Genomic DNA, 25,190 nt, shown 5'->3' with positions numbered 1-25,190 from the left:
CCACATGGAGTTCTTCGAGGGGTACATCTATCCCCTTGTGTTGGGTTTCAGCGCGCTCCTGGCGCTGACCGGCATCGTGACGCTGTTGTGGATTCGTGCGCACCGTGTGCTCACGTGGGTCGTGACTGCGGCGTATGTGGTGACCCTCATCGAGGTCTTGGCGATCATCAATGCCCTGCTGGGCGGCGGCATTCCCTTAGTGATCACCATCGGTTACCTGCTGGCCGCCATCGCGCTGATGCCATTGCTCGGCATCGGCCGCCTCGGTGAGCCCGATGCCGCGGCGGAGGACCCCGACCCCAATCGGCCCGTGCTCGCACCAGATCAGATCGCGCGCGTGGACGGTGCGGTGGCCATCATCGTCGCCATTGCAATGTCAGTAGTGGCATGGCGGGTGTTCGAGATCTTCCAGGGCGTCCAATAATGAACGCCATTGTGCGCATTACCCTGGTCGCGCTTTACGCCATCCTTGGGCTTGCGGCCGCTGGTAGGTCAGTGGTGCAGATCACGACCAAGTTCTCCGAGGCTCCCCTTGCTTACTCAATCTCACTCCTGTCTGCCGTGCTGTATGCGGTCATCGCGGTCGCGATCTGGCGCGGACGTGACAAGCTGGCACTGTGGGGCACTGCCGTAGAGCTCACCGGCGTGATTGTCGTCGGCACGCTTGGCTACGTAGAGTCGAGCTGGTGGCCGGACGAGACAGTCTGGACGGGCTTCGGCTCCGCCTACGGCTGGGTTCCGCTCGTGCTGCCCATCGCAGCACTCGTCCTGCTCGTGATGGGCCGTCGCAAGGCCGCTACCGGGCCATCTGACCCGGCCCCAGCATCGGCCGCAAGGGAAAACTAGCGGCAGTAGCGGTGGTGCCAGTCGTACGCCGACTTGTCGGTGAGGGACGCGACCTGGTCGACGGCGACGCGTAGTCGCGCCGCATCGTCCGCCGCGTCTTGGTACGACGCCGCGAAGTGGGGCTCGAGTGCATCGGCCCCGCGCTTGGCAAGTTCCATCACCAATGCCGCAAGTCGCTGACGTTGCTGCTTGTACGCGGGCTTCTTCTCCCGCGGGGCCATGAGGAAGTGCACGGCGATGCCTTTGAGGATCAGGATCTCGTTGGCGACGTCTGCCGGAATCACGAGCTGAGCGTTGTGGCGCGTCAGGGGTCCGTCTCCGTACTCGGCGCGCGTGGCCTCGGTGACGGTACCGGCCAGGCGGCCGATGAGCTGGCTGGTCATGTCCTTCAGCGCCGCGAGGGCGCGATGCGAGCCGTTGTACTCGTCCATCCACCAGTCCTGGGCGCGCATACGGTCCAGCGCCGCGGCCAACTCGGCCTCGTCTCCCCTGCCGTACCAAACGCGTACGTGCGCGGCGACTTCGCGCGCCTGGCCCGGGTCCCGCAACACACTGAGCGACACCGCGTTGTGAACCACCGAGTCCTCGACGTCGTGAACCGAGTAGGAGATGTCGTCGGCGAGGTCCATGACCTGCGCCTCAAAACTGGTGCGACGCTCCGGGGCGTCGCCGCGAAGCCAGTCGAAGACGGGACGATCATCCTCGTAGACCCCGAACTTGCGGGTGGGACTACCGTCCGGCCGCGTGGGGGTGGCGTTCTCGCGCCACGGGTACTTGACGGACGCGTCGAGCGTCGCGCGGGTGAGGTTGAGCCCCACGCTCTCCCCCGTCACCGGGTGCACGGACTTGGGCTCCAGCCGCGTCAGCAGTCGCAGCGTCTGGGCGTTGCCTTCAAAACCGCCGATGTCCTTGGCGACCTCGTCGAGCGCGCGCTCCCCGTTGTGGCCAAAAGGCGGGTGGCCGAGGTCGTGGGCCAGGCACGCGGTGTCAACCACGTCGGGGTCGCAGCCCAGCGACTTGCCGAGCTCACGGCCCACTTGGGCGACCTCGAGCGTGTGGGTGAGCCGGGTGCGGACAAAGTCGCCGGAGCCGGCGCCTAGGACCTGCGTCTTCGCGCCAAGCCGGCGCAGGGCCGACGAGTGAACGATGCGCGCGCGGTCGCGCTCAAAGGGCGAACGGGCGGCACTCTTGGGAGGCTCGGTGACGTAGCGCTCGATGTCGGATTCGCGGTAGCCCGCGGGAAGAGTGCTCACATTCCGATGCTAGTGGGCACAAGGGCGAGCGCCGGCGCGCGCGCCGAGCGACGAGCACTCAGTAACTCGCCTCGGGGCCCCCAAGTGCCTTAGTCGAGGAAGATGTCGGGAAACAGCGCCTCGTCGGGAGTGCCAGGCTGCGCCGCATAGTGAGAGAAGTTCCTGACTCCCGAGGCCTCAAGTACGTCCTCCACGATCAGGCTCTGTCCAGTCAATTCACGCGATGCAGCGGTCACTACCAAGAACGCGGCATCCGCGTAGATCTCAGGAGTGCGGCTGGCCCGCATGATCTTGTCGCCGCCGAGCAGGTTCTGTACCGCGGCGGTTGCGATGGTGGTGCGGGGCCACAGCGTATTGGCTGCGATGCCTTGACGCTCGAATTCTGACGCCATCCCCAACGTCACCATCGTCATTCCAAACTTTGCGAGTGTGTAGGCCGTGTGTGCACCCAACCACTTAGCCGACGGGTTGAGGGGAGGTGACAACGACAGGATGTGCGGATTCTCCGCCTCCTCCAGGTACGGCGCGGCGGCGCGCGACAGCATGAACGTTCCGCGTACATTGACGTCCTGCATGAGGTCATACTTCTTCGCCTCGACAGTTGCTGATGGCGACAGGTCAATCGCGCTGGCGTTGTTGACCACGATGTCGATGCCACCGAAGGTCGCGACGGTTTGGTCGACTGCGCGGGCGATGTCGTCGTCGTTGCGCACGTCACCCACGACCGCCAGCGCGTTGCCTCCGCGGGCATTGACCGCATCGGCCGCAGTGTGGACCGTGCCCTCGAGGCGCGGGTGAGGCTTGTCGGTCTTGGCGAGCAAAGCAACGTTCGCTCCGTCCTGAGCGGCCCTGAGGGCGATCGCAAGCCCAATGCCTCGGCTGCCCCCAGAGATGAGCACTGTTTTGCCGGAAAGGGAGTGAGCGTTCATCGTTTTCCACCTCGAGCTGCGCTAGCCGCGACGAAGGCCGCGATACGTTGACGGGCATCGTCGCTTTCGAAAGCCTCGCCGATGCTGCGGGCCTCGTCGGCGAGGCTGTCAGCAAAATCTCGCTGAGACGAGGCGTGCACCAGGCGTTTGGCGTCACCGAAGGCGCGGCTCGCACCCCCCGCCCACTGCCCAGCGATCGCCATGGCTCGGGACTCGGGATCATCCGCGACTTCCGCCACCATGCCCCACTCGAGCGCCGCCGCGGCGTCGAGCTCACGCTTCGTGAGCAGCACCTCGAGGGCGCGGCGCTCACCCACGGCGCGGGTGAGCAGTGTGCTGACACCCAGGTCCGGCGTCAGGCCCACATCGGAGTAACTGCCGGTCACCCTGAGGTCCGGCCCGGCAACGACATAGTCCGCGGCAAGCATGAGGCCGATGCCACCGCCAGCCACGGCGCCACGCACCGCAGCGACCACTGGGACGGAGGATTCGACGAGCGCGGCGATTCCCTCGTGGATGACGTGAGCGGCGTCCGTCACCTGCGAGCCAGCCACCTCGGCGTTGGCCATCGCAAGCAGGTCACCTCCCACGCACCACGCGGGACCTGACGCTGAGATGACGATCGCGGAGACATCCTCCGCGGAGACTGAAGCGACGCACGCGTCGCGGTACTGCCTTCCCGCGTCGAAGTCGATGGCATTCAACCTCGTCGGGTTGTTTAGCACGATGTGTGCGATGCCTCGATCGGTGGTAACCAGAATTTTTGGTGACACAAGTGCTCCTCACGAATCGACGTTGAACCGTTCTACTCATCCTGTCATGGACCTCGAGGTGGCCCTACGGCGATGTGCCTACCAACCCGCCCACTGCGCTTAGGTCAGGCGGCGGAGGTCTCGCGAGCCACCGCAGCCACAAGGGCGTCGATGTCGTTCTCGGAGGTATCGAAGCTACACATCCACCTCACCTCATTCTGGGCGGCATCCCAGTCGTAAAACGCGAACTCCGTGCGCAGCCGGTCCGCCACCCCGTCGGGCAGCGTCGCGAAGATTCCGTTCGCCTGAGTCGGCTGTGTGAAGGCCACGCCCTGGATGGACCCACTGTCGAGCCCATCCTCAATGCCGGCCCGCAGGCGCTGGGCCATCGCGTTGGAGTGCGAGGCGTTACGCAACCACAGGTCGCCGTCGAGCAGGGCGATCAACTGGGCAGAAACAAAGCGCATCTTTGACGCCAGCTGCATGTCGAACTTGCGGAGGTACGTGAGACCCTCCGATGCCTCCGGGTTCAGCACTACGATTGCCTCGCCGAGCATCGCGCCGTTCTTGGTGCCACCAAAGCTCAGCACGTCGACCCCGGCATCGCGCGTGAAGGCACGCAGGGGTACGCCGAGCGAGGCTGCGGCGTTGGAGATGCGCGCACCGTCCAGGTGGACCCGCATCCCCAGCCCGTGAGCGTGATCGGCAATCGCGGCGATCTCGTCAACGGTGTAAAGGGTGCCGAGTTCGGTGGATTGCGTGATCGACACGACCAACGGCTGCGCGCGATGCTCGTCACCCCAGCCCCAGGCCTCGCGGTCGATAAGTTCGGGAGTGAGCTTGCCATCGCCGGTGGGGACCGTGAGCAACTTGATCCCGGCTACGCGCTCCGGGGCGCCGCCCTCGTCGACGTGGATGTGGGCGGTAGCGGCGGTGACGACGGCACCCCAGCGGGGCAGCATCGACTGCAGGCCCACGACGTTCGCGCCAGTGCCATTGAACATTGGATACGCCTCGACCCCCTCGCCAAAGTGGTGGGCCATGACCTCCTGAAGGCGTGCCGTATAGAGGTCACCGCCGTACGCGCCTTGATGGCCGCCGTTGGCCGCACCGATCGCCTCGAGGACCTCCGGGTGGATGCCGGAGTAGTTGTCGGAGGCGAAGCCGCGTGAGGCGGGGTCGTGAATGGTGGTCATTTGTGTCCAATCGTGGAGCTGACGGGGGCACTGAGGTCAAGGGTCGTGTCATTAATCTGAGTAGCTGGCGAGTTCCAGAGGTCTCCGTAGCACCGCGCGAGTTCCTCCTCGAGACCCGCGAGGCTTTGCACGCGAAAGATCACGGCGGCCGCCGTCAGCGGCCGCTCAGCATCGCGGGCGTCCTTTGCGTATCCCTGTGCCACGGCTCGCGTCCACGCCTCGGTCGCAGCCTTAACGGCCGCATAGTTTGCGCCACCGGCAAGAGGGCGCGTGACCGCCGTGGAGGAGACCACCGCCAGGCGGCCAGCATCCGAGGCCCGGAGGTCAGAGTCAAAGGCACGGCTTACGTGACGCAGCGCCGTGAAAGACCCCTCTAAGAACCGAAAATCGGCTTCGCTCTGCCCGGCAAGGCCTTTCCCGCCACGCCACCCGCCTACCAGGTGCAACACACCATCTACGGCACCGTCGGCATCGTGGACGCGCTGGGCGAGCCGGGCGACTGAGGCCTCATCTGTGAGGTCGCACACCTCGGTGCGCACGCTCCCGGAAGTCTCGCCGTCGTGAGACTGGGTGTGGGAACTCAGCAAACTAGCGAGTTTCTGGGCGTCGCGGCCCACCGCGATCACCTGAGCGCCGGCACGCGTGAGTTCGCGCACCGCCGCAAACCCAGACGTGCTGGTAGCACCACCGATCATCACGGTCCTACCGGCGACGCTCATCCGTCCAGCCTCCCACGTTGTGCGCACGCGATGGTCAGGAATCTCGGCCGGTGATTCCGGCGGTCGACTCGATGACGTCCTTCATCTTCTTGTTGAGCGCTTCGAAGAACATCGACAGGGGGAACTCGTCATCCAGCACTGCGTCCGTGTACCCCTTGGGCAATCCTGCGAGGATCTCATCCGGCAGTGCCCGTGCCCATACCGAGGCGGGGTTTGGCGTGAGCGTCGAGCGCACGAGGTCGTAGGCCGCGAGCCAATGTGCGGTCTTGGGACGGTCAATCGAGCGCCAGTACAACTCGTTGATCTCGTCACTCAAGGCAATAACAGCCTCGGGAACGTCCTCCCAATCGAGCGACAGCGCGGTGTCGGTCCAGTGCAGCACGCCGCGCTGGTGCAGCCAGGCGAAAAGCAACTGGCCACCGAGACCGTCGTAATTGCGCACTCGCGAGCCCGTGATCGGGAATCGGAAGATGCGGTCGAAGATGATCGCGTATTGCACCAGTTGCGCGTGCTCATGCGTCTCGGCCTCCACGGCATCAAGCGCCTCGCCATCATCGATCCTGGAACTGAGGCGCTTCTCGATAGCCACGCTCTCGCGGAAAGCCGTGAGGTCACAGCGCAGTTCCTCGAGCGAGTACAGGAAGTACGGCATCCGCTGCTTAATCATGAAGGGGTCAAACGGCAGGTCGCCGCGCATGTGGGTGCGGTCGTGAATCATGTCCCACATCACAAAGGTCTTCTCTGTCAACTGCTGGTCGTCAAGCATGCGCGCTGCGTCCGCGGGAAGGTCGAGCTTCGTGATCTCGGCGGCGGCGCGCACCACCCGTCGGTACCTCGCGGCCTCGCGGTCCTCGAAGATCGCACCCCACGTGAACGTCGGGATCTCGCGCATTGCGATGGTCTCAGGGAACAGCACAGCCGAGTTGGTGTCGTATCCGGGCGTGTAGTCCAGGAAGCGAAGCGACACGAACAACTTGTTGCCGTAGTCCCCCGCCTCGAGTTGCGCAATGAACTCAGGCCAGATCGCTTCCACGAGCACCGCCTCGACGTGTCGGTCGCGCGAGCCATTCTGGGTGTACATCGGGAACACCACCAAGTGACGAGTGCCGTCTATCCGGTGCTGCTGCGGCTGGAAAGCGGTGAGCGAGTCGAGGAAGTCTGGAATGCCAAAATCCTGATCCGCCCACCGCTCAAAGTCACGCACGGAGGCGGCGAGATACTCGGCGTCATGCGGGAACGCAGGCGTCAGTGCGCGGATTGAGGCAACGATCTCGGTCACCAGGGCGCGGGCCTCGCGGGACGCGTCAGTCGAATCGGCGATCGACCCATCCTGCGCCTGAAGGCGCTGAATCGCAGTGGCCGCAGTCTTGAGCCGTAACCAGGCGTCGCTGGCCTCTACTAGGGACGCGTCTTCGACAACCTCGGGTTCGCCAACGATGTGCTTTGTTGAGTGCGCGTGGATTGACATGTGAACCTCCGGTCCCTGCATTGGGTCTGTCTCGTACTGCGAGCCTACGGGAGAAATTCCTGCCTGTCATCCTCTTTGCGGGAAAGATTCCTGCACGCGACTCCCCTCCCTGGTAGTCTCGGGACATGGTCCCCGACACCCCCGATCGCCTTGACGACGACATTGATGCAGGAATAGTGCGGGCGGTGTCTCACGATGCCCGGGCGACGCTCGCCGAACTGTCCGCCGCGGTCGGACTGTCCGTCTCAGCGGTGCAAGCCCGCTTGCGAAAACTTGAGACGCGAGGCGTCATCACGGGCTACCGCGCGCTAGTCGACGCCGAGTCAGTAGGCAAGCCGCTGGCAGCCTTCGTCGAGATCACTCCACTTGACCCAGGCCAGCCCGACAACGCCCCGGAGCTCCTCGAGCACCTCGCCGAGATCGAGGCCTGCCACTCAATCGCTGGCGACTCGGCTTATATGCTGCTGGTCCGCGTGGCTTCCCCGAGGCATCTCGAGACGCTCATCCGTGCCATCCGGTCCGCGGCTTCCGTCAATACCCACACCACGGTGGTGCTGCAGACGTTCTACGAGAACCGGCCGATCCTCCCCGCCTAGTTCCGTTCGCCGAGCGTGCCACTACGGCGTAGCGTGAGAAACATGGACACACCCCTCGGACGCGTGCGCGTCTACATTGCCAGCTCCCTCGACGGTTTCATCGCCGATGTTCACGATGGAATCGATTGGCTCACCCAGCCGCGAGCAGAACATGGGCCGCTTGCCAGCGGGAACTGGGCTGAACGCCGCGCCGATGCGCTGCAGTACGACGACTTCATCGGCGACGTGGGCTGCCTGCTGATGGGGCGACGCACCTACGATGCCGTGTCGAAGTTTGAGGGGTGGCCGTACGGCGACATCCCCGTCATCGTGGCGACCTCCCGGACACTCGACGATGCGCCGGCTACGGTGACCACGGCATCCGCGCCCATCAAGAACCTCATCGCGGAGGCTCACGAGGTAGCCGGCGAGAAGGACGTCTATCTAGACGGCGGGAACCTCATTCGCCAGGCTCTCGACGCCGACCAGATCGATCAGATCATCGTGACCCAGATGCCCACGGTGCTAGGACGCGGCCACTCACTCTTCGCCGGCGCGGACAACCCACGCGAACTGACCGTGACGGACGTGCTCAAGTTCGAGGACGGCATGGTGCAACTGCATCTGATGCCGGTGCACGACGTCGCCAAGTAACAACGCCCCCACGGACGATGCTGCGGCTGGCTAGCCGCCAGAGACGCTCAATTCGGCCTCACGCAACTTGAGCTCGAGGTCCGGCGTGATGTCCTGGGTGTCGAGCCAACCGTCGGGGCACGATGGGCGCTTGGGTGTCCCCTGACGCCCGCGCGCTCCCTCGGCACCTACCCCGGGATACGGCAGGTCGAGGTCGAGCCCATCGAGAAGCCCACGTAGTTGAGGCAGGGTCTCGACCAGCCCGAGCGAACGCCGCACGTCGCCACCCACGGGATAGCCCTTGAAGTACCAGGCGACATGCTTGCGAATTTCGCGCATCGCCTTCTGCTCGTCGTCGTCGAAGAACGTGACCATCAGCTCGCCGTGGCGGTAGATGGTGTCCGCCACCACGCGCAGCCCGGGCTGCACCCGCTCCGGCCGTCCCTCGAAGGCAGCCTGCAGGTCAGCGAACAGCCACGGCCGGCCCTGGCAACCGCGCCCCACCACGACCCCGTCGCAGCCGGTGCGCTCGACCATGCGTAGCGCGTCCTCCGCCGCCCAAATGTCTCCGTTGCCGAGCACGGGAATGGACGTCACGGCCTCCTTGAGGCGCGCAATCGCCTCCCAGTCGGCCTCACCGGAGTAGTAGTCGGCGGCGGTGCGGGCGTGTAGGGCGACGGCGGCGACTCCCTCCGCCTCAGCCATGCGGCCTGCGTCGAGGTACGTCAGGTGCTCGTCATCAATGCCCTTGCGCATCTTGACGGTGACCGGAATCCCGTAGGGGTCCGCCTCGCGCACCGCCGCGCGAACGATGTCACGGAACAGGTCACGCTTCCAGGGCAGCACCGCTCCCCCGCCCTTCTTGGTGACCTTGGGCACCGGGCAGCCAAAGTTCATGTCGATGTGGTCGGCGCGATCCTCCTGCACCAGCATCTTCACGGCCGCGCCAATGGTCGACGGGTCGACGCCGTAGACCTGCACCGACCGCGGCTTCTCGTCCGGGTCGTGGTGAATGATGCGCATGGACTCCCGGGTACGCTCAACCAGCGCGCGCGAGGTCACCATCTCCGCGACGTACAGTCCGCCGCCGTGCTCGCGGCACAGACGCCGGAAGGCGGCATTGGTGATACCTGCCATTGGCGCAAGAATCACGGGCGTATCCACCGTGATGGGACCGATGCTGAGCGGCGGCAACACGCGCGTCGCGGCGGCCGATGCTGTGGAATCAGTGGTGGCGCTCATGTCGCCATTTTCGCATGCTTCGACGCGCGGAAAACAAACTACCGGCGCTCACCCGGTGCCACTGGCGCGTCGTGGTCAAACGGCTCATCGATCAGCACCTCGTCATGCTGCGGCTGCACCGCCCTGCTGCCAACGACAAGCGCCGCGATCGCCGTGGTCAACGGCACTGCAAGCACGAGGCCAATCGAACCAACGAGCGTCCGCACAATTTCGCCGGCAACCTCGGATGAAGTGACCGCCGTTTCAGCACCCTCGTCGTAAAGCAAAACAATCATGATGAGGGGCAGCGACGCCCCCACGTACGCGAAGGCAAAGGTGTACACCGTCGATGCGATGTGGTCGCGACCTATACGCATCGTCCGCTTGAACAGCTCGTAGCGAGACAGGTCGGGCCGTGCGGCACGCAGTTCCCAGGCCGCCGAGGCTTGGGTCACGGTGACATCGTTCAGAATGCCAAGGCCCGCCAACATGAGTCCGCACAAGGCGAGACCACGGAGCTCGACGTTGCCATTCACATAGACCAAGCTCAGTTCGGCGTCGGACGGGACGCCTGGAATATTGGCGGCGGCCACTGCCCACACGCCGATGAGCGCCGTCACGGCGAGTCCCGCGATAGTGCCCAGGTACGCGGTGGTTGTCCGGGCGTTGATCCCGTGCGCGATGTACAACAGTGCAAAGAGGGAGCCGGCACCGGTCACGAGGCCAACGACTACCGGATTGTTGCCATCCAAGAGCGACGGCACTGCATAGAACACCACGATCCCAAAGGCGATCCCTAGACCAAGAAGTGCGCCCGCCCCGCGCCAGCGTGCCACCAGTAAGACGGCGAGAACGTAGACCGCGAGGAGCAGGAGCATCGGCTGCGTGCGGTCGAAGTCAGAGAACACCATCGACCCATCCGGCAACTGCAGCACTCGAATCTTGTCTCCTGCGTCAAAGAGCATGCCGGGCACCCCCGACGGCTGCACGGTGTCACGCACAGACTCACCGTCGGTCGCGATGTCAACCGTGATCTCGCCCGTCAACTCGTGGACGGAGACGACATCGGCGATCACCCAGGCCGCATCATCGTCGATCAACTGCTCCGAACCAAGCGTCGACAAGTTGGTCGGCCACGTCAGCGCCGCTCCCACCGCGACGGCAACCCCGATAATGCCAACAAGCACGCCGAGGATCAGCGACGTGCGACGGCTCGCGCGTGGGGGTGCGTCAGAATGCGAATGCACAGTGATCAACCAACGCCCTGACAGCTACAACTACTACGCGCCGATGAGACGCTGCGCGAGGTAGCCCTGCACCTGGCTGAGGCCCACGCGCTCCTGCTGCATGGTGTCGCGGTCGCGGATGGTCACCGCCTGGTCGTCGAGCGTCTCGAAGTCGACCGTCACGCAGTACGGCGTGCCAATCTCGTCCTGGCGACGGTAGCGCTTGCCGATGGCCTGCGTCTCGTCGTAGTCCACGTTCCACGAGCCGCGCAGCTCCTTGGCAAGGTTGCGCGCGGTCGGACTCAGGTCCTCGGACTTGGACAGCGGCAGCACCGCGGCCTTGACGGGCGCGAGGCGGTGGTCGAGACGCAAGACGGTGCGCTTGTCGACACCGCCCTTGGTGTTGGGCGCCTCGTCCTCGACGTATGCCTCGACCAGGAACGCCATCAGCGAGCGAGTAAGGCCCGCCGCGGGCTCAATCACGTACGGGAAGAACTTCTCGTTGGTGACTGGGTCACGGAACTGGAGGTCCTTGCCCGAGTGCTCGTGGTGCGTCTTAAGGTCAAAGTCGGTGCGGTTGGCGATGCCCTCGAGCTCGCCCCACTCGCTGCCCTGGAATCCAAAGCGGTACTCGATGTCCACGGTGCGCTTGGAGTAGTGCGACAGCTTCTCCTGGGCGTGCTCGTACTGGCGCAGATTGTCGCGGTCGATGCCGAGGCCCACGTACCAGTCGGTGCGCTCGTCGATCCACTTCTGGTGCCACTCCTCGTCGGTGCCGGGCACCACAAAGAACTCCATTTCCATCTGCTCGAACTCGCGGGTGCGGAAGATGAAGTTACCGGGCGTGATCTCGTTGCGGAAGCTCTTGCCGATCTGCGCGATGCCGAACGGCGGCTTCTGACGGGTGGCCTGCATGACGTTCGCGAAGTTCACAAAGATGCCCTGCGCGGTCTCGGGGCGCAGGTAGTGCAGGCCAGACTCGTCCTCGACGGCGCCCAGGTACGTCTTGAGCAGCCCGTTGAAGTTGCGCGGCTCGGTCCAGGCATCACGGGTTCCACAATTCGCACACGCGATGTCTGCCAGGCCGTTCTCGGGGACGCGGCCCTTCTTCTCCTCGAACTCCTCGAGCAGGTGATCCTCGCGGTAACGCTTGTGGCAGCTCGTGCACTCGACCAGCGGGTCGGTGAACGCCTTCAGATGGCCCGACGCTTCCCAGACCTTGGTGGGCAGGATCACCGAGGAGTCGAGGCCCACGATGTCGTCGCGCGTGTTGACCATCGCGCGCCACCACTGACGCTTGATGTTCTCCTTGAGCTCCACTCCCAGGGGTCCGTAGTCCCAGGCCGAGCGAGTACCGCCGTAGATCTCGCCTGCAGGGAACACGAAGCCACGACGCTTCGCGAGCGAGATCGCACTGTCAAGACGGGACGGCTGTGCCACTGGGGACTCCTTCAATACACGGGAAAAGTTGCTCGGCACAGTCTATCCACGCGCGGCCGATGCTGTGGTTGCCTTCGCGGTTCGTTGCAACCTTGCTTATTGACAATGATTATCAATACCAATACACTTCGAGGTATGTACACTATTCCGCGCCCTGTCCTCACCGCTGCCGTTGTAGGCGCCCTCTCGCTCTCGGCATGCTCCCCGTCCACAGACGACCCCGCTACGAGTGCGGGCGCCCCCGGCCAGGAGTCCGAGGTCGCCACGCCCACGCTCAATATCGCCGCTGCGTTCTACCCGCTCGCGTATGTCGCGGAGCACGTAGCCGGCGATCATGGCAACATCCAGGAACTCACCGCTCCCGGCGTGGAGCCTCACGACCTGGAGCTCTCCCCCGTTGCCGTGCGTGAGATGCAGCAGGCGGATGTGGTGCTGTACCTCACCGACTTCCAGCCCGCCGTCGATGACGCCGTGGCCGCAACGGATGTGGAGTCATTCGACGCCGCAACTGTCGTCCCCCTTGCGGACGCCGCGGATCATGAGAGCGAGGTCGACGCCGAGGATGGCCACGCCGACCATGACCACGCGGAGGACGACCACGCGGAGGATGACCACGCCGGCCATGACCACGGCAATATCGACCCACACTTCTGGCTCGACCCCACGCTACTGGCCACCTACGCATCGGCCGTGGGCGAAGAATTCGCAAAGCTCGACCCCGCGAACGCCGCGGACTACACGGCCAACGCCTCCGCGCTGGTGAGTGACCTCACCGGACTCGACTCGGTGTTCAGCGATGGCCTTGCTCAGTGCGAGCGCAGCGATATCTTCGTCACTCACGAGGCGTTCGGGTACCTCACCAGTCGTTACGGCTTGCATCAGGAGGGTCTCAGCGGCATCGACCCAGACGCCGAGCCCTCGCCGGCACGCGTCCGTGAGATCCGTGACCTCATGGCGGCCGATGGCGCGACCACCGTCTTCACCGAGTCGCTCGTGAGCGCCAACGTCGCGGAGGCTCTTGCGTCCGATGCTGGGGTCACTACCGCGGTTCTTGACCCCATTGAGGGCGTGACAGGCAATGATGACTACATGAGCGTGATGAACCGCAACCTGTCCAGCCTCCAAGGCGCCCTTAACTGTGCCTAACCCGCTACCGCCACTGACCGCAGCCGCCGTTGACGTGGCTGGCGTCACGGTCGCGCTCGGGGGCACCCAAATCCTGCACGGTGTCGACTTCACCTGCGCTCCTGGGGAGGTCGTGGCGATCATGGGTGGCAATGGGTCCGGCAAGTCAACGCTGGTACGCGCAGTGGTAGGCGCCATCGCTCACTCGACTGGCGAGATCCGTATCTTTGGCGACAAGCCATCACGCAAAACCATGGGCCGCGTCGGCTACGTCCCTCAGCGCATCAGTGCCGCCTCAGGAGTTTCCGCGACAGCACGCGAGGTCGTCACCTCCGGCTTGCTTGGCGGCGGCCACCTGCGCGCGCCACACGACGCACGCAGCCGCGCGGAGAAAACGCTGACGGACATGGGGATCGGCAACTTGGCCAGCAAGGATGTCGCACGCCTTTCCGGCGGTCAGCAGCAACGGGTGCTGATCTCCCGCGCGCTCGTGCGCGATCCAGACCTCCTCATCCTGGACGAGCCCATGGCGGGCGTCGACGTCCCCAGCCAGGAGGCCCTCGCCCACGCCCTCGAGGACCGCAAGAATGCAGGCACAGCGATCGTGATTGTCCTGCACGAGCTCGGCGCCCTTGCGCCACTCATCGATACCGCGGTGGTGCTCGAGCACGGCTGCGTCACCCACGTAGGCGAGCCGCCTCACGACCTTGGCGTCCACGCCCTACCCGGGCACGACCACGTGCACCCGCACGACGACCCCCACGAGGGCGAACCGGGCCTGAACTGGGAGGTCACCTCATGAGCTTGCTGACTGATCCCTTGGTGCAGCGCATGCTGTTAGTGGCACTTCTGGTCGGACTCGCGGCCCCGATCGTCGGCACCTACCTGGTGCAGCGGCGCATGGCCCTGCTCGGCGACGGCATCGGTCACGTGGCGCTCGCGGGTGTTGCGGCCGGCTGGCTCGCGGGTTCGTGGGCCGGCTTCGCCGAGCGTGACGCTCTGGCTATCCCCGGCGCCATTGTCTTTGCGATCGCCGCGGCGGCCATGATCGAGCGGATGCGCTCGCACGGCACCACCGGCGCGGACGTGGTGATGGCGATCCTGTTCTACGGTGGCATTGCGGCTGGTGTGCTGCTCATCGGCGCCGCTGGCGGCACCAACGCTAACTTGCTGGGCTACCTTTTCGGCTCAATCTCCACTGTGACCTGGACCGACGTGTGGGTGACGGTCGGTCTCGCCATCGTCATCCTGGTGGTTGGCCTTGGACTGCGCCAGGCGCTCTTCGCCGTGACCCACGACCAGGAATTTGCGTTCTCCATCGGCCTGCCCGTGCGCGCACTCAACATGGTGGTCGCGGTGCTGGCCGCCGTCACCATCACCGTGGCCATGCGCGTGGTTGGTGTCCTGCTGGTCTCCGCCCTCATGATCCTGCCGGTGGCAATTGCCCAACTGCTCACGCGCTCGTTTGCCCACACCATGTGGCTCGCCATGGGCATCGGCGCCATACTGTGTGTCACCGGCGTGGGCATCACGCTCGAACATAACCTGCAGCCCGGTGCGCTCATCGTCGTCCTTGGTGTGGCGCTGTTCCTACTGGTCAGCATCGGCACAGCGATGGCACGGCGCCACTCGCGCAAAGCGAGCGGGCGCACGGCGGTGGCCTCATGACTGCCGCCCCCAAGCCACGCCAAACCCGACAGCGCACTGAGATCTTGTCCGCCCTTGCGGCGGCAGGCGATTTCCGTTCCGCGCAGCAATGGCACGACGTGCTGCGCCATGAGTCCTCGACGGTGGGCCTCGCCACGGTGTATCGCGCGCTACAGTCGCTTGCCGAGTCCGGCGAGGTCGACGCGGTCGTCACCGACTCCGGCGAGACGCTCTACCGTCGCTGCGAGGCCGGCGAGGAGCACCACCACCATTTGAGGTGCCGCCGATGCGGCGCGGCGGAGGAGATCGACGTCCCTGACTTCGAGGACTGGGCAGCCAAGCTCGCCCGCAAGCACGGCTATTCGAGCCTCGACCACACCGTGGAAATCACTGGATTGTGCACCGTATGCGCTAGGTCGAGCGACTAGATGGCTGGAATCCCTGGCTTCATCGACGACCTTGGCTGGTGGGCGGTGGCGATCTTCCTCTTTCTGGTGGTGTTCGTGCGCACCCAGGCGACGTACTTCGTCGGACGCTGGGTCCGGGCAGGCGCCGCCACCCTCGCGGAGGAGCCGGATAAGCACCCCCGGCTCGCTCGCTGGAGCAATAAGTTCTCCGGTCCCCGCATGCAGCGCGCGGACGAGTTCACCCAGAGGTGGGGATTCGTCGCGATCCCCTTGTCTTTCCTGACCCTCGGGCTGCAAACCCTCGTCAACGCGGCCGCGGGCTACGGTCGCATGCGCTGGGATCTCTACACGCTGGCGATGCTGCCCGGCTGCGTCCTCTGGGTGGGCGCGTACTTCCTCGTGGGAGCCTCGGTAGTGCGCGCGTGGCACGCCTCGCCCTGGCTGCTCATCGGCGCGACCGTCGCGGTGGTGGTGGTGTCCTGGCTGGCGGTCAGGCTGCGCCGAAGCGCCGATTCCGGCGGGCGTACTCCTCAATAGCGGCCCACAGGTGCGTGCGGTCCACCTCGGGCCACAGCACGTCGCTGAACACGTACTCCGCGTAGGCCGCCTGCCACGGCAGGAAATTGCTGGAGCGCTGCTCGCCGCTCGAGCGCCAGAACAGGTCCACGTCCGGCATGTCCGGCTCGTCGAGGTGCGCCGCGAGCGTCTTCTCGGTGATCTTCTCCGGGTTGATCTGACCCGCCGCCACCTTCCGCGCAATCTCACGGGCAGCATCGGCGATCTCCGCGCGACCGCCGTAGTTGACGCACATGGTGAGGGTCAGCCCGGTGTTGTTTGCCGTCATCCGCTCGGCCTCTTCGAGCTCGTCGATGACTGACTTCCACAACTTGGGCCGGCGCCCAGCCCAGCGGATGCGCACTCCCCAGTCATTCATCTCGTCGCGCCGGCGGCGAATGACGTCACGGTTGAAGCCCATCAGAAAGCGCACCTCCTCGGGGCTACGCTTCCAGTTTTCGGTGCTGAACGCGTAGGCACTGATATGGCTCACACCCGCCTCGATACCGCCTGCCACCACATCGAGCAAAGACACCTCGCCGCGCTTATGCCCCTCCGTACGGGGGAGCCCGCGCTCCTTGGCCCACCTGCCGTTGCCGTCCATCACCACCGCAATATGCTGAGGGATTGCCGACGCTGGCAGGTCAGGGGCCGTCGCTCCGGACGGGTGGGGGGCGGGTCGCGAATAGGTCACGGTGCTCACCCTATCTGGGGGCGTACCGAATCAACTGTCGAGAGTGTCCGACAATACTGACAGCACCGCCGCCCTCGCCGTACGTCCGCGCTCACCACGGCGAGCCACGAGCGCTTCCACAAGCGCCTCGATCACAAGAGCCAACGCGGCGCGCGATGTCTGAACCAACTCATCCTGGAAGGACTCAGTCGCCGGCGGCACCACGAGTGTCGTGGTGGCCGCGGACACTAGCGCCGAACGCGAGAATCCTGTCACGGCGAGTACCGTGGCTCCCGCCGCGCGCGCCGCACCAACGACGTCGAGTGTCGCGCGGTTTGCTCCCGAACCGGAGATCACCAGGAGCACGCCATGGGGTTCCAACTGGCGCGCCGCGATTTGCTGCGCGAGCGAGTCGGGTATGTACTCAGCGGGCCTGCCAGCGGACGTAAGGCGTAGCGCAGCATCGTATCCGAGCGGCGCCGACAAACCACTTGCCGCAACGATGACTCGGGGCGCGTCATCGAGAGTTGCGATGAACGTGTCCACCACGTCCTCAGTTAACGCGGCGGATGTATGTGGCAGCGCACGCACAAAACGGTCCATGGCGGCGCGCATGATTCCCAGCGACCCCTCGCCTGTGTCGGCGATGGGCTGCTCGAATGCTTTCTCACGAGCGAGCGCGACTCGCAACTGGGGGTAGCCGTGGTAGCCCAGAGTCTGCGACGTGCGAACTACGGACGCACGCCCCACGCCGACGGCATCTGCGAGTTCTTGTGCCGTCATGTCCACGGCCTTGCTCACGTCGGCCACAATCGCTTCCGCCACGCGCCGCTCGCTGGGCTGCAAGGAGGAGATCAGCGCGGCGATCCGAGCAGTAGGTGGCGCGTCAGACGATCCGGTCCAGCTCAATTGACTTCGCTCCTTCCATGATTCGTCGGCGAATCCTTCCCGACACCGCGTCGATCGTCATCGTCACCACAATCACGACGATGATGAGCATACCGACCACGCTCCAGTCCCGGAATTGTACGTACCCGGTGAGCATGTCACCGATACCGCCTACGCCGATGAGTCCTAGCACCGCAGATGTCCTGACGTTGATCTCAAAGCGGTAGAGTCCCAGCGACATCAGCTCCGGCGATGCAGAGGGCCAGAGACCCCAGCGAACCATCTGCAGCAGGTTTCCGCCTGCTGCCTTGACCGCCTCACCGGCACCAGTGGGGGTCGCCTCGATGGTCTCGTAGGTCCACTTCGCGTGGGTGCCGATCCCGCCGATGGCGAGCGCGAGGGCACCAGTAAACGGCGTGAGCCCAGTCACCGTCAGCAGGATAATCGCGATAATCACTTCGGGGACCGCGCGAATCACGGCGAACAGCCAGCGCAACGGCAGCCGAATCCATATAGGCCCGACCCCCTCCGCCGCGGGGATTCCCAGCAAGGTGGACAACGCGACTCCAAGGAGGGCGCCCACCCACGCCATCGATACCGAGCGCCACGTCTGAAAGAGCGCCTCGGGTAGCTTGGACCAATCCGGGTCGGAGAACATGAGCCCGAAGTAGTGCACGACGTCCGAGGGAAGTTCGCCGATTTTTGCCCACTCGAGGTCTAGTCCCCAAAATGAACCGACGAAGAGGAGTCCGACGACGAGCCACACCAAACGGACCATGAGTCGGCGTGGCTTGGTGGGTACCCGCATTGCCCGCGGCTCCTGCTGAGCGACGGGCGTCATCGGAGCCTCTTTCGCAGGTAATTTGAAACTACCTCGATGATGAGCACGACCACGAGAATCTCAATGATGATGGTGGACAGCGCGTCATAGCGGTAGAAGCCACGGACCTCGTCGATGAGTCGGCCGATGCCGCCAGCGCCCACGATCCCCAAGATGGCCGAAATGCGAACGTTGAGTTCCAGCGAATACAGGACCTGACTCGCGATGACGGGCCACGACTGCGGGAGCGCCGTCACCTTATTAATCTGCGTCTGGGTGCCGCCGGCGGCGCGGCCGCCCTCCATGTAGGCGGAGTCGGCGGAGTCGATCGACTCGGACACCAACTTGACTACGATGCCCACGTCAAAAAGGATCAGGGTGATGACCCCTGGCAGGGTGCCGACTCCGACCATCGCCACCAAGATTGTCGCGTAAACCAGGTCCGGAACAGCGCGCACCACGTTCAGCACAAAGCGCACTGCGCGTCGGGTCAGCCCGTTGGGGTTAGTGGGGCGCGCCGCCCACAGAGAAAGCGGGATCGCCAACGCCGCGGCGAGGACGGTACCTACGATCGCCATCGACAGGGTCTGGAACATCGGCTCAATAGTGCGGGGCAAGATCGATAGGTCGGGCTGCAGTAGCATTCCGATGCGCTCGGCCGCGTTGCTCCAGTTCCTGGCGATGGACCCTAAGTCGATCTCGACGCCACCTAGCCGCGGGAGGGTAGTCAGGAGCGTCATAGCCGCTAGCGCCAGAACGACTCCAACGTTGCGCGGCCACGTGCGTGGCTTAGGTGGCAGGACGAGCGTGTTGGTCATCGGCTACTTACCGAGCCTGTCGCGTGACTGAATGGGGCGCCCGTAGATCGCCTCGAAATCCGCGTCCGTGGCGGTTGTGGCCGGGCCGTCGTAGACTACTTCTCCCGCTCGTAGACCGATCATGCGCGTCGTGTACTGGCGCGCCAGGTCCATCAGATGAAGGTTGACGAGCACGGTGAGTCCACGCTCGGTATTGATGCGCTCAAGGTCCGTCATCACCGCGTGCGCAGTGGGTGGATCCAGGCTCGCCACCGGCTCATCTGCCAGCATGACTTCGGGTTCCTGACTGAGCGCGCGCGCGATCGCGATGCGCTGCTTCTGTCCGCCAGATAGCGCTCCCGCTCGCCCCCAGACCTTCTCGAGCATCCCTACCGAATCAAGCGCCCGCAAAACGATCTCACGGTCCTCGCTACTCGCCATCCCCAGCATCGTCTTCCAGGTTGCCGTGTGAGCGAAGCGCCCCACGAGCACGTTCTGGTAGACGCTGGCACGATCAGCGAGGTTGAACCCCTGGAAGATCATTCCGACACTGCCACGCAACTCTCGCAGCGCCTTGCCTCGCAACGTGGTCACCGTGTGGGGGCCGACGGTGACCGTTCCGTTTGTCGCGGGGACAAGGCCGTTGATGGTGCGGATCATGGTCGACTTGCCTGATCCCGAGAGCCCTACGACGGAGACCATCTCCCCCGCCGCAATCGACAGCGAGACATTGTTGAGTGCGACCACGCCGTTGGGGTACCTAACGGTGACGCCGTCGAGTTCAATTGGCCACGCCACGAAGGCCGAGGACTCTGCGCCCTCGACCTCCGTGTGCGGTGTGCGCTCCGGCATACGTCGCGTTCTTACTGACCGCTGAAGCGGGCATTGACCTTGCGAGCGAGGTCGATGGCGGCGGGGTCCGCGGGGGTCCAGTCCGTCTGGCTGAAGATGTTCATCAGCGTGTCCGGGTCGACCTCCGAATAGTTGTCCATCAGGGTCGTGATCTCATCACGCAGGTCCTGCGGCAGTTCGTCGGACAGCACTACTCCTCCATTGGGATACATCTCCGACAGACCGAAGACGACGACCTTGTCTCCCAGGTCGGGAACCTCCGCGGCGTCGATCGCGCTGCGGGCATCCCAATAGGCGAAGCCCACCTCAGCATCGTCGTTGTAGACGGCCATGATGAGGGTGTCATTGCCCGTCACAGGTACCTGCGAAAGGTCGTCCACGTTGATGCCGAGGTCCTCGAGCGCGAGCACCGGGAGCTGGTAGCCCGCAGGTGAGGTGGTGTTGCCGAACGCCACCTTGGTACCGGGCTCGATCTTGCTGAGGGCGTCAACGCCAACCGGTCCTACGCCAGTGTTGTCCTCGCCGGATGCCACACCATTGCAATACAGCATCTCCTGGCCCGTGGCACCATACGTTGCGAGCACAGGCTCGTCGTCACAGTACTTGTCGGGGTTGTTGGTGAAGAATTCCGACGCGTACTGCGAGGCGCCGAATCTCACATCCTGAAGAACCGCGTGAGCGCCGTACATGTCCTCGGCTGCCGCCATCGACCCTGCATCAGTAATGGCGATCTGAGCCTGACCGGAGCCGAGGGCCTCGACCGTTGCCTGGTAGTCCTTGGTCACGACACCCTCGACCTTAATTCCGAGCTCCTCCGAGAGGTAGTCCGTGAGCGGGGTGACTGAGGTCACGAGGTCCGTGACGTTCTCGTTAGGAATCAAGGCGAGCGTGATCTCCGTGGGCCATTCAGCGGCAGCCGGGGCGGGAGTTGACTCCTCCGCGGCGGCCGTCGAGGTGGCGTCGGGAGTGGTGGTCGCGTCGTCGTCGCTGCTTGAACATCCCACCAACGTGATGAGAGCCGTCGCGGCGACACCGGAGGCAATGAGCTTTGTGCGCATACTAGTTGTGCCTTTCGTGGTTGGTACGGGTGCCGGGTGGCACATGTGTGAGGGCGGTTGAACTGGTCGCCCACGCTGAGATGGCTGGATAGAGGTCCGTTAGAGTCGCGCCGGCCATCGTGACGCGATCCGAGTAGCGCCCGGACGTGTCACCCACGAGGGCGGCGTCGGCACCAAGTTCGAGGGCAGGGGCGAGGTCGAACTCGTAGATGTCGCCCACGGACAGCACTGGACCGTGCTGAAGCGCGTCGCGCACCACGGCCTCAATGCCCGCGGGCTTGCGCGCGGAACACACCCTGGCGCCAATGAGGTCCTCGACACCTAGCGCGATCAGCGCCTCCGTGATGCGAATGTCAGGCGCGTTCGTCACCATCGTGACCGTCACATAACAGGGCAGGGACTCGAGGAATTCACGAAGGCCCGCGGGCGCTTTCACCGGGGCCGCTTCAGTAGCAAGCACCTCGCGGCTGGCCATGTAACCTCGCGACAGCGTCTCGTCTTCGATACCAAGGGCGAGTGAAGCCTGACGAACAGCGTCGTATGCGTCCCGGTAGCGGTCCGTGCTGCGCTCGAATTCGAGAATGGCTGCGTCCAATTCTGCTTCTACTGACTCGCGTCGCGACGTCTCGACCAACTCTGCGACACAGCGGGCGTACGCTTTGAGCGGGCCCAAGCCGAGTGCGAGTGTGCCGTCGAAGTCGAAGACGATGGTGTGCGTCACTGCCATCCTTTGCGTTCCGTGGTCCCGCTCGCATCGCGAGCAAGACCGTCCTGGTCGTTGCCCGGGTGGACAATGCGTCCAACCTAGCCATCCAATATGGACAGAATGGCCACGGGAGGGTTACGAACAGACGAACTTTTCTGCACAGGCATACTTTTTGCGGGGGGGGGCGCGGGGCGATTCCGGCCATGGCACAACGCGTCGCGATACCGCACCGGTGACCCAGGTACCGGGAATCCGCCACCCCGACCACTTCGTCGGCACCGCTCCTGACGCTGGCGAACTACCTGGGGGTGCGCTCGGTGCGGTCCACGTGCGTCAGGCTGCGCACTTTGCGCTCCAGATGGAACTGCGTGTAGGCGGCGATGAGACCAGCGGCCTCGCGGCGGTTGCGCTGGTCCGAGGCATCGGCCGTCGCCCAGTCTCCGCTGAGCAGCCCCTGAAGGAGTTCGAAGGTCTCGACCGCCGGCGCCGCCGCACCCGAGGGCCGGCACGCCTCGCACACTGCGCCACCGCCGGCGACCACGAAGGCCCGATGCGGTCCCGGCTTTCCGCAGCTCGCACACTCGTCAAAGCTCGGCTCGTAACCTGCAATGGAGAGCGACCGCAGCAGGAAGCTGTCGAGCACCAGTCCCGGGTCGTGATCGTGACGGCTGAGCGCGCCTAGCCCGCCGTGCAGGAGGCGGTATTGCTCGTTCGCGGGTTCCTTCTCGAGGTCCACCAGCTTGTCCGCCGTCTCGACCATCGCTGTTGCGGCTGTGTAGAGACCGTAGTCCTCGCTGATGCGGCGCGCATACGGTTCGCGAGTCTCAATCTGACTCACGATGTCCAGGTTGCGTCCCTCGTAGAACTGCACATCTACCAGCATGAAGGGTTCGGTCCTGGCGCCAATACGACTGGTAGTGCGGCGAACGCCCTTGGCAACAGCGCGGATCTTGCCGTGATGCCTGCTGAGGAACGTCACGATGCGGTCTGCCTCACCCAACTTGTGGGCGCGCAGCACAATCGCGTGGTCACGGTAGAGAGGCACGTGCCTATTGTCTCTCGCGCCCCTGCGCCCGGGAGGCACCACGCCCTGCAATGGCCGCGGCACTCACTCGATCACATGGTGGTAAGTGTTACTCCACCGGCAAATCCTCCAAGCAACCACACCGCGATTGTCACGATCCAGGCGATCGACTTCTTGCTTTCATATCCGGCAAGTTTCTGACCTTGCTTGTCTCGCGTGGCTCCGACCAACACCATGATGACGTCGATCAAGTACCAGATTCCAAATCCACCAACGGTGATGAGCTTCAGAATCCCGGTGCCGATCTTGCCCAGATAGAAGCGGTCCACACCCAAGTAGCCGAGGATCCATGCAAACAACCACGTCACTAAGAAAGAGTGCTGTCGAGTGTCACCCAGCGGCGCTGGGCTGTAAGCGCCAGGCGTGGCCACCGCATCGTACGTTGCTGGCGGCGGTGGGATCGGGGAACCCGGCGTCGACGGAGGCACCGAATTGTCAGGTGGAAAAGTGTTGTCAGTCATCTGCACTCCTAGGTCACTAATAAGAAACGCACGTTCAGAAAAAGTAACACGCGAGCAGCCCAGGCAGCTCGCGAACCGCTAAGCGCGCGCCGCGCGGTTAACCGCGGAGATGATCGCCTTGAGCGATGCCGTCGTGATCGACGGGTCCACGCCGACTCCCCAGAGAATCTGGTCGCCAATCTGGCATTCGACGTAGGACGCCGCCGCTGCGTCTCCACCGCCACCGAGCGCGTGCTCGTGATAGTCGAGCACCTCAACCTTGACTCCCCTGGTGCCAAGAGCCGCGACGAATGCCGCAAGCGGTCCATTACCGGAGCCCTCGACGGTCACTGCCTCACCGGCGTCGCCGATGTCGGCCGCGAGAGTGTCGGGACCAGCATCGGTGGACGTGGCTCGCGTGCCGTGTAGGGCAAATCGACCCCACGCCTTCTCACCCTCTGCGGCGGGCAGGTATTCGTCCTGGAAGATCTGCCAGATGGCCTCGGCGGTCATCTCGTGACCGGACGAGTCCGCCTCGCGCTGCACCACCTGTGAGAACTCAATCTGGAGCCTGCGCGGCAGATCGATCTGGTGCTCCGTCTTGAGCAGGTAGGCGACGCCGCCCTTGCCCGACTGCGAGTTGACGCGGATGACGGCCTCGTAGGAGCGGCCCACGTCGCGCGGGTCGATCGGCAGGTACGGCACGGCCCATACCAGGTCATCCACCTCGACGCCCTGCTTCGCGGCCTTGGCGTCCATGGACTCGAGGCCCTTTTTGATCGCATCCTGGTGCGAGCCGGAGAACGCCGTGAACACCAGGTCTCCGCCCCACGGGTGACGCGGATGGACGTCGATTTGGTTGCAGTACTCGACGGTGCGGCGGATGTTGTCCATGTCGCCAAAGTCGATCTGCGGGTCAATGCCCTGGCTGAACAGGTTCATGCCCAGCGTGACGAGATCCACGTTGCCGGTGCGCTCGCCATTGCCAAAAAGGCAGCCCTCAATGCGGTCGGCGCCGGCCATGTAGCCCAACTCAGCGGCGGCGACTGCAGTGCCGCGGTCGTTGTGGGGGTGCAGGCTGAGAACTACCGATTCGCGGTAGTCCAGGTTACGGCTCATCCACTCGATCGAGTCCGCGTAGATGTTCGGAGTGGCCATCTCGACGGTCGCGGGCAGGTTAATGATCACCTTGCGGTCCGGCGTGGGCTTCCACACGTCCAGGACGGCGTTGCAGACCTTCACCGCATACTCAAGTTCGGTTCCGGTGTAGCTCTCCGGGCTGTACTCGTAGAAGACGTTGGTGCCCGGGACAGTCTCCTCGAACTTCTGGCACAGCATCGCGCCGTGGGTGGCGATGTCCATGATCTCGTCCATGTCCTTGCGGAACACCACCTCGCGCTGCAGCACCGAGGTCGAGTTGTAGAGGTGGACGATCGCGTTCTTGGCACCCTTGATGGACTCGTAGGTGCGTTCGATCAGGTGCTCGCGCGCCTGAGTCAGCACCTGAATGATGACGTCGTCTGGAATCTTGTCCTGCTCGATCAGCGCGCGCACAAAGTCGAAGTCGGTCTGGCTGGCGCTCGGGAAGCCAACCTCGATTTCCTTGTAGCCCATGCCGACCAGGAGGTCGAACATGCGCATCTTGCGCTCGGCGTTCATGGGCTCGATCAGCGCCTGGTTGCCGTCGCGCAGGTCTACAGCGCACCACCGCGGCGCCTTATCGATGCGCTTGGCGGGCCAGGTGCGGTCCGGCAGGTCCACCGTGATCTGCTCGTGGAACGGGACGTACTTGTGCAGCGGCATCGGCGAGCGGGTCTGCTCGCCGCCGGTGTAGTAGTCGGGAGTGGTCTGCGGCTGTGAACTCATGTCAATCCTTCAAA

At 64.5% G+C, this 25,190-nt stretch carries 28 protein-coding genes; 9 read left to right on the top strand and 19 right to left on the bottom strand.

Features of this window, described 5'->3' with window-relative positions; all coding sequences use genetic code 11:
- The first annotated feature begins 4 nt into the window (after positions 1 to 4).
- Positions 5 to 424 (top strand): hypothetical protein, encoded by a 420-nt coding sequence (locus AOP77_RS08120; protein WP_062212127.1) that lies wholly within the window; start codon positions 5 to 7, stop codon positions 422 to 424.
- Positions 424 to 846, top strand: a complete 423-nt coding sequence (locus AOP77_RS08115) for a hypothetical protein (protein WP_062212123.1) — start codon at positions 424 to 426, stop codon at positions 844 to 846. The genes AOP77_RS08120 and AOP77_RS08115 overlap by 1 nt, the downstream gene beginning before the upstream one ends.
- Here AOP77_RS08115 and AOP77_RS08110 read toward each other — a convergent pair.
- The 6 genes from AOP77_RS08110 to AOP77_RS08085 all read right to left on the bottom strand — a co-directional run bounded on the left by AOP77_RS08110 (position 843) and on the right by AOP77_RS08085 (position 7,163).
- Positions 843 to 2,099 (bottom strand): deoxyguanosinetriphosphate triphosphohydrolase, encoded by a 1,257-nt coding sequence (locus AOP77_RS08110; protein ID WP_062212120.1) that lies wholly within the window; start codon positions 2,097 to 2,099, stop codon positions 843 to 845. The two genes, AOP77_RS08115 and AOP77_RS08110, sit on opposite strands and share 4 nt — an antisense overlap.
- A gap of 89 nt (positions 2,100 to 2,188) precedes the next feature.
- The gene (locus tag AOP77_RS08105) at positions 2,189 to 3,028 is read right to left on the bottom strand and encodes an SDR family oxidoreductase (protein WP_062212118.1); all 840 of its coding nucleotides are present in this window, start codon (positions 3,026 to 3,028) and stop codon (positions 2,189 to 2,191) included.
- Positions 3,025 to 3,801 (bottom strand): enoyl-CoA hydratase/isomerase family protein, encoded by a 777-nt coding sequence (locus AOP77_RS08100; RefSeq protein ID WP_062212115.1) that lies wholly within the window; start codon positions 3,799 to 3,801, stop codon positions 3,025 to 3,027. The genes AOP77_RS08105 and AOP77_RS08100 overlap by 4 nt, the downstream gene beginning before the upstream one ends.
- Positions 3,802 to 3,905: 104 nt before the next feature.
- Positions 3,906 to 4,976, bottom strand: a complete 1,071-nt coding sequence (locus AOP77_RS08095; RefSeq protein ID WP_062212111.1) for a threonine aldolase family protein — start codon at positions 4,974 to 4,976, stop codon at positions 3,906 to 3,908.
- Entirely contained in the window at positions 4,973 to 5,695 is a 723-nt protein-coding gene (locus AOP77_RS08090) for an SDR family NAD(P)-dependent oxidoreductase (RefSeq protein WP_062212108.1), read from the bottom strand. The genes AOP77_RS08095 and AOP77_RS08090 overlap by 4 nt, the downstream gene beginning before the upstream one ends.
- Before the next feature lie 34 nt (positions 5,696 to 5,729).
- Positions 5,730 to 7,163: a DUF6421 family protein gene (locus tag AOP77_RS08085; RefSeq protein WP_062212623.1), complete on the bottom strand. Its 1,434-nt coding sequence runs from the start codon at positions 7,161 to 7,163 to the stop codon at positions 5,730 to 5,732.
- Between the two features lie 125 nt (positions 7,164 to 7,288).
- On the opposite strand from AOP77_RS08085, the gene AOP77_RS08080 reads away from it, so the two are divergent.
- Together AOP77_RS08080 and AOP77_RS08075 are read left to right on the top strand one after the other, a co-directional pair.
- Positions 7,289 to 7,759, top strand: a complete 471-nt coding sequence (locus AOP77_RS08080; protein WP_062212105.1) for an Lrp/AsnC family transcriptional regulator — start codon at positions 7,289 to 7,291, stop codon at positions 7,757 to 7,759.
- Positions 7,760 to 7,801: 42 nt separating this feature from the next.
- Positions 7,802 to 8,392 (top strand): dihydrofolate reductase family protein, encoded by a 591-nt coding sequence (locus tag AOP77_RS08075; protein WP_062212102.1) that lies wholly within the window; start codon positions 7,802 to 7,804, stop codon positions 8,390 to 8,392.
- Between the two features lie 30 nt (positions 8,393 to 8,422).
- Here the strand turns inward: AOP77_RS08075 and dusB are convergent, their stop codons facing one another.
- From dusB to AOP77_RS08060, 3 genes are read right to left on the bottom strand one after another with little or no spacing between them, the layout of a single operon-like run.
- On the bottom strand, positions 8,423 to 9,613 hold the full coding sequence (dusB, locus tag AOP77_RS08070) for a tRNA dihydrouridine synthase DusB (protein ID WP_062212099.1): 1,191 nt from the start codon (positions 9,611 to 9,613) through the stop codon (positions 8,423 to 8,425).
- A gap of 38 nt (positions 9,614 to 9,651) precedes the next feature.
- Positions 9,652 to 10,839, bottom strand: a complete 1,188-nt coding sequence (locus AOP77_RS08065; RefSeq protein ID WP_152649830.1) for a YibE/F family protein — start codon at positions 10,837 to 10,839, stop codon at positions 9,652 to 9,654.
- Positions 10,840 to 10,872: 33 nt separating this feature from the next.
- Positions 10,873 to 12,258, bottom strand: a complete 1,386-nt coding sequence (locus AOP77_RS08060; protein ID WP_062212092.1) for a glycine--tRNA ligase — start codon at positions 12,256 to 12,258, stop codon at positions 10,873 to 10,875.
- A 135-nt stretch (positions 12,259 to 12,393) separates the two neighbouring features.
- Here AOP77_RS08060 and AOP77_RS08055 point away from each other — a divergent pair, with 135 nt between their 5' ends.
- Genes AOP77_RS08055 through AOP77_RS08035 form a run of 5 tightly spaced genes read left to right on the top strand, consistent with a single transcriptional unit; the run spans position 12,394 to position 15,974 of the window.
- Complete coding sequence (locus tag AOP77_RS08055) at positions 12,394 to 13,404, top strand: metal ABC transporter substrate-binding protein (protein ID WP_062212089.1); 1,011 nt, start codon at positions 12,394 to 12,396, stop codon at positions 13,402 to 13,404.
- Complete coding sequence (locus AOP77_RS08050) at positions 13,397 to 14,185, top strand: metal ABC transporter ATP-binding protein (protein ID WP_062212086.1); 789 nt, start codon at positions 13,397 to 13,399, stop codon at positions 14,183 to 14,185. The genes AOP77_RS08055 and AOP77_RS08050 overlap by 8 nt, the downstream gene beginning before the upstream one ends.
- Complete coding sequence (locus AOP77_RS08045) at positions 14,182 to 15,051, top strand: metal ABC transporter permease (protein WP_062212083.1); 870 nt, start codon at positions 14,182 to 14,184, stop codon at positions 15,049 to 15,051. Before AOP77_RS08050 ends, AOP77_RS08045 begins: the two co-directional genes overlap by 4 nt.
- Complete coding sequence (locus AOP77_RS08040; protein WP_062212080.1) at positions 15,048 to 15,458, top strand: Fur family transcriptional regulator; 411 nt, start codon at positions 15,048 to 15,050, stop codon at positions 15,456 to 15,458. Before AOP77_RS08045 ends, AOP77_RS08040 begins: the two co-directional genes overlap by 4 nt.
- Positions 15,459 to 15,974, top strand: a complete 516-nt coding sequence (locus AOP77_RS08035; protein ID WP_062212074.1) for a DedA family protein — start codon at positions 15,459 to 15,461, stop codon at positions 15,972 to 15,974.
- Here the strand turns inward: AOP77_RS08035 and AOP77_RS08030 are convergent.
- The 10 genes from AOP77_RS08030 to leuA form a co-directional block, all read right to left on the bottom strand.
- Positions 15,928 to 16,686, bottom strand: coding sequence for an isoprenyl transferase (locus AOP77_RS08030; protein ID WP_439644701.1), 759 nt, complete (start codon positions 16,684 to 16,686; stop codon positions 15,928 to 15,930). The two genes, AOP77_RS08035 and AOP77_RS08030, sit on opposite strands and share 47 nt — an antisense overlap.
- Before the next feature lie 30 nt (positions 16,687 to 16,716).
- Entirely contained in the window at positions 16,717 to 17,574 is an 858-nt protein-coding gene (locus AOP77_RS08025; RefSeq protein WP_062212062.1) for a MurR/RpiR family transcriptional regulator, read from the bottom strand.
- The gene (phnE, locus tag AOP77_RS08020) at positions 17,552 to 18,394 is read right to left on the bottom strand and encodes a phosphonate ABC transporter, permease protein PhnE (RefSeq protein WP_062212059.1); all 843 of its coding nucleotides are present in this window, start codon (positions 18,392 to 18,394) and stop codon (positions 17,552 to 17,554) included. Before phnE (AOP77_RS08020) ends, AOP77_RS08025 begins: the two co-directional genes overlap by 23 nt.
- Entirely contained in the window at positions 18,391 to 19,191 is an 801-nt protein-coding gene (phnE, locus tag AOP77_RS08015) for a phosphonate ABC transporter, permease protein PhnE (protein ID WP_062212056.1), read from the bottom strand. Before phnE (AOP77_RS08015) ends, phnE (AOP77_RS08020) begins: the two co-directional genes overlap by 4 nt.
- A gap of 3 nt (positions 19,192 to 19,194) precedes the next feature.
- Positions 19,195 to 20,022, bottom strand: a complete 828-nt coding sequence (gene phnC / locus AOP77_RS08010) for a phosphonate ABC transporter ATP-binding protein (RefSeq protein WP_062212052.1) — start codon at positions 20,020 to 20,022, stop codon at positions 19,195 to 19,197.
- An 11-nt stretch (positions 20,023 to 20,033) separates the two neighbouring features.
- Positions 20,034 to 21,080 carry a phosphate/phosphite/phosphonate ABC transporter substrate-binding protein gene (locus tag AOP77_RS08005; protein WP_062212049.1) on the bottom strand — a complete coding sequence of 349 codons (1,047 nt, stop codon included), beginning with the start codon at positions 21,078 to 21,080 and terminating at the stop codon, positions 20,034 to 20,036.
- A 1-nt stretch (position 21,081) separates the two neighbouring features.
- Entirely contained in the window at positions 21,082 to 21,801 is a 720-nt protein-coding gene (locus AOP77_RS08000) for an HAD family hydrolase (RefSeq protein WP_152649829.1), read from the bottom strand.
- 283 nt (positions 21,802 to 22,084) lie between these two features.
- The gene (recO, locus tag AOP77_RS07995; protein ID WP_062212042.1) at positions 22,085 to 22,831 is read right to left on the bottom strand and encodes a DNA repair protein RecO; all 747 of its coding nucleotides are present in this window, start codon (positions 22,829 to 22,831) and stop codon (positions 22,085 to 22,087) included.
- A gap of 71 nt (positions 22,832 to 22,902) precedes the next feature.
- Positions 22,903 to 23,241 carry a TM2 domain-containing protein gene (locus AOP77_RS12525; protein ID WP_269078425.1) on the bottom strand — a complete coding sequence of 113 codons (339 nt, stop codon included), beginning with the start codon at positions 23,239 to 23,241 and terminating at the stop codon, positions 22,903 to 22,905.
- 168 nt (positions 23,242 to 23,409) lie between these two features.
- Entirely contained in the window at positions 23,410 to 25,176 is a 1,767-nt protein-coding gene (leuA, locus tag AOP77_RS07985) for a 2-isopropylmalate synthase (RefSeq protein WP_062212039.1), read from the bottom strand.
- Between the last annotated feature and the right edge of the window lie 14 nt (positions 25,177 to 25,190).

The organism is Demequina oxidasica (assembly GCF_000975115.1).
In the GTDB taxonomy this organism is placed as follows: domain Bacteria; phylum Actinomycetota; class Actinomycetes; order Actinomycetales; family Demequinaceae; genus Demequina; species Demequina oxidasica.
Note: the sequence above shows the minus strand (reverse complement) of the source record. Positions and strands in the feature narration are given on the sequence as shown.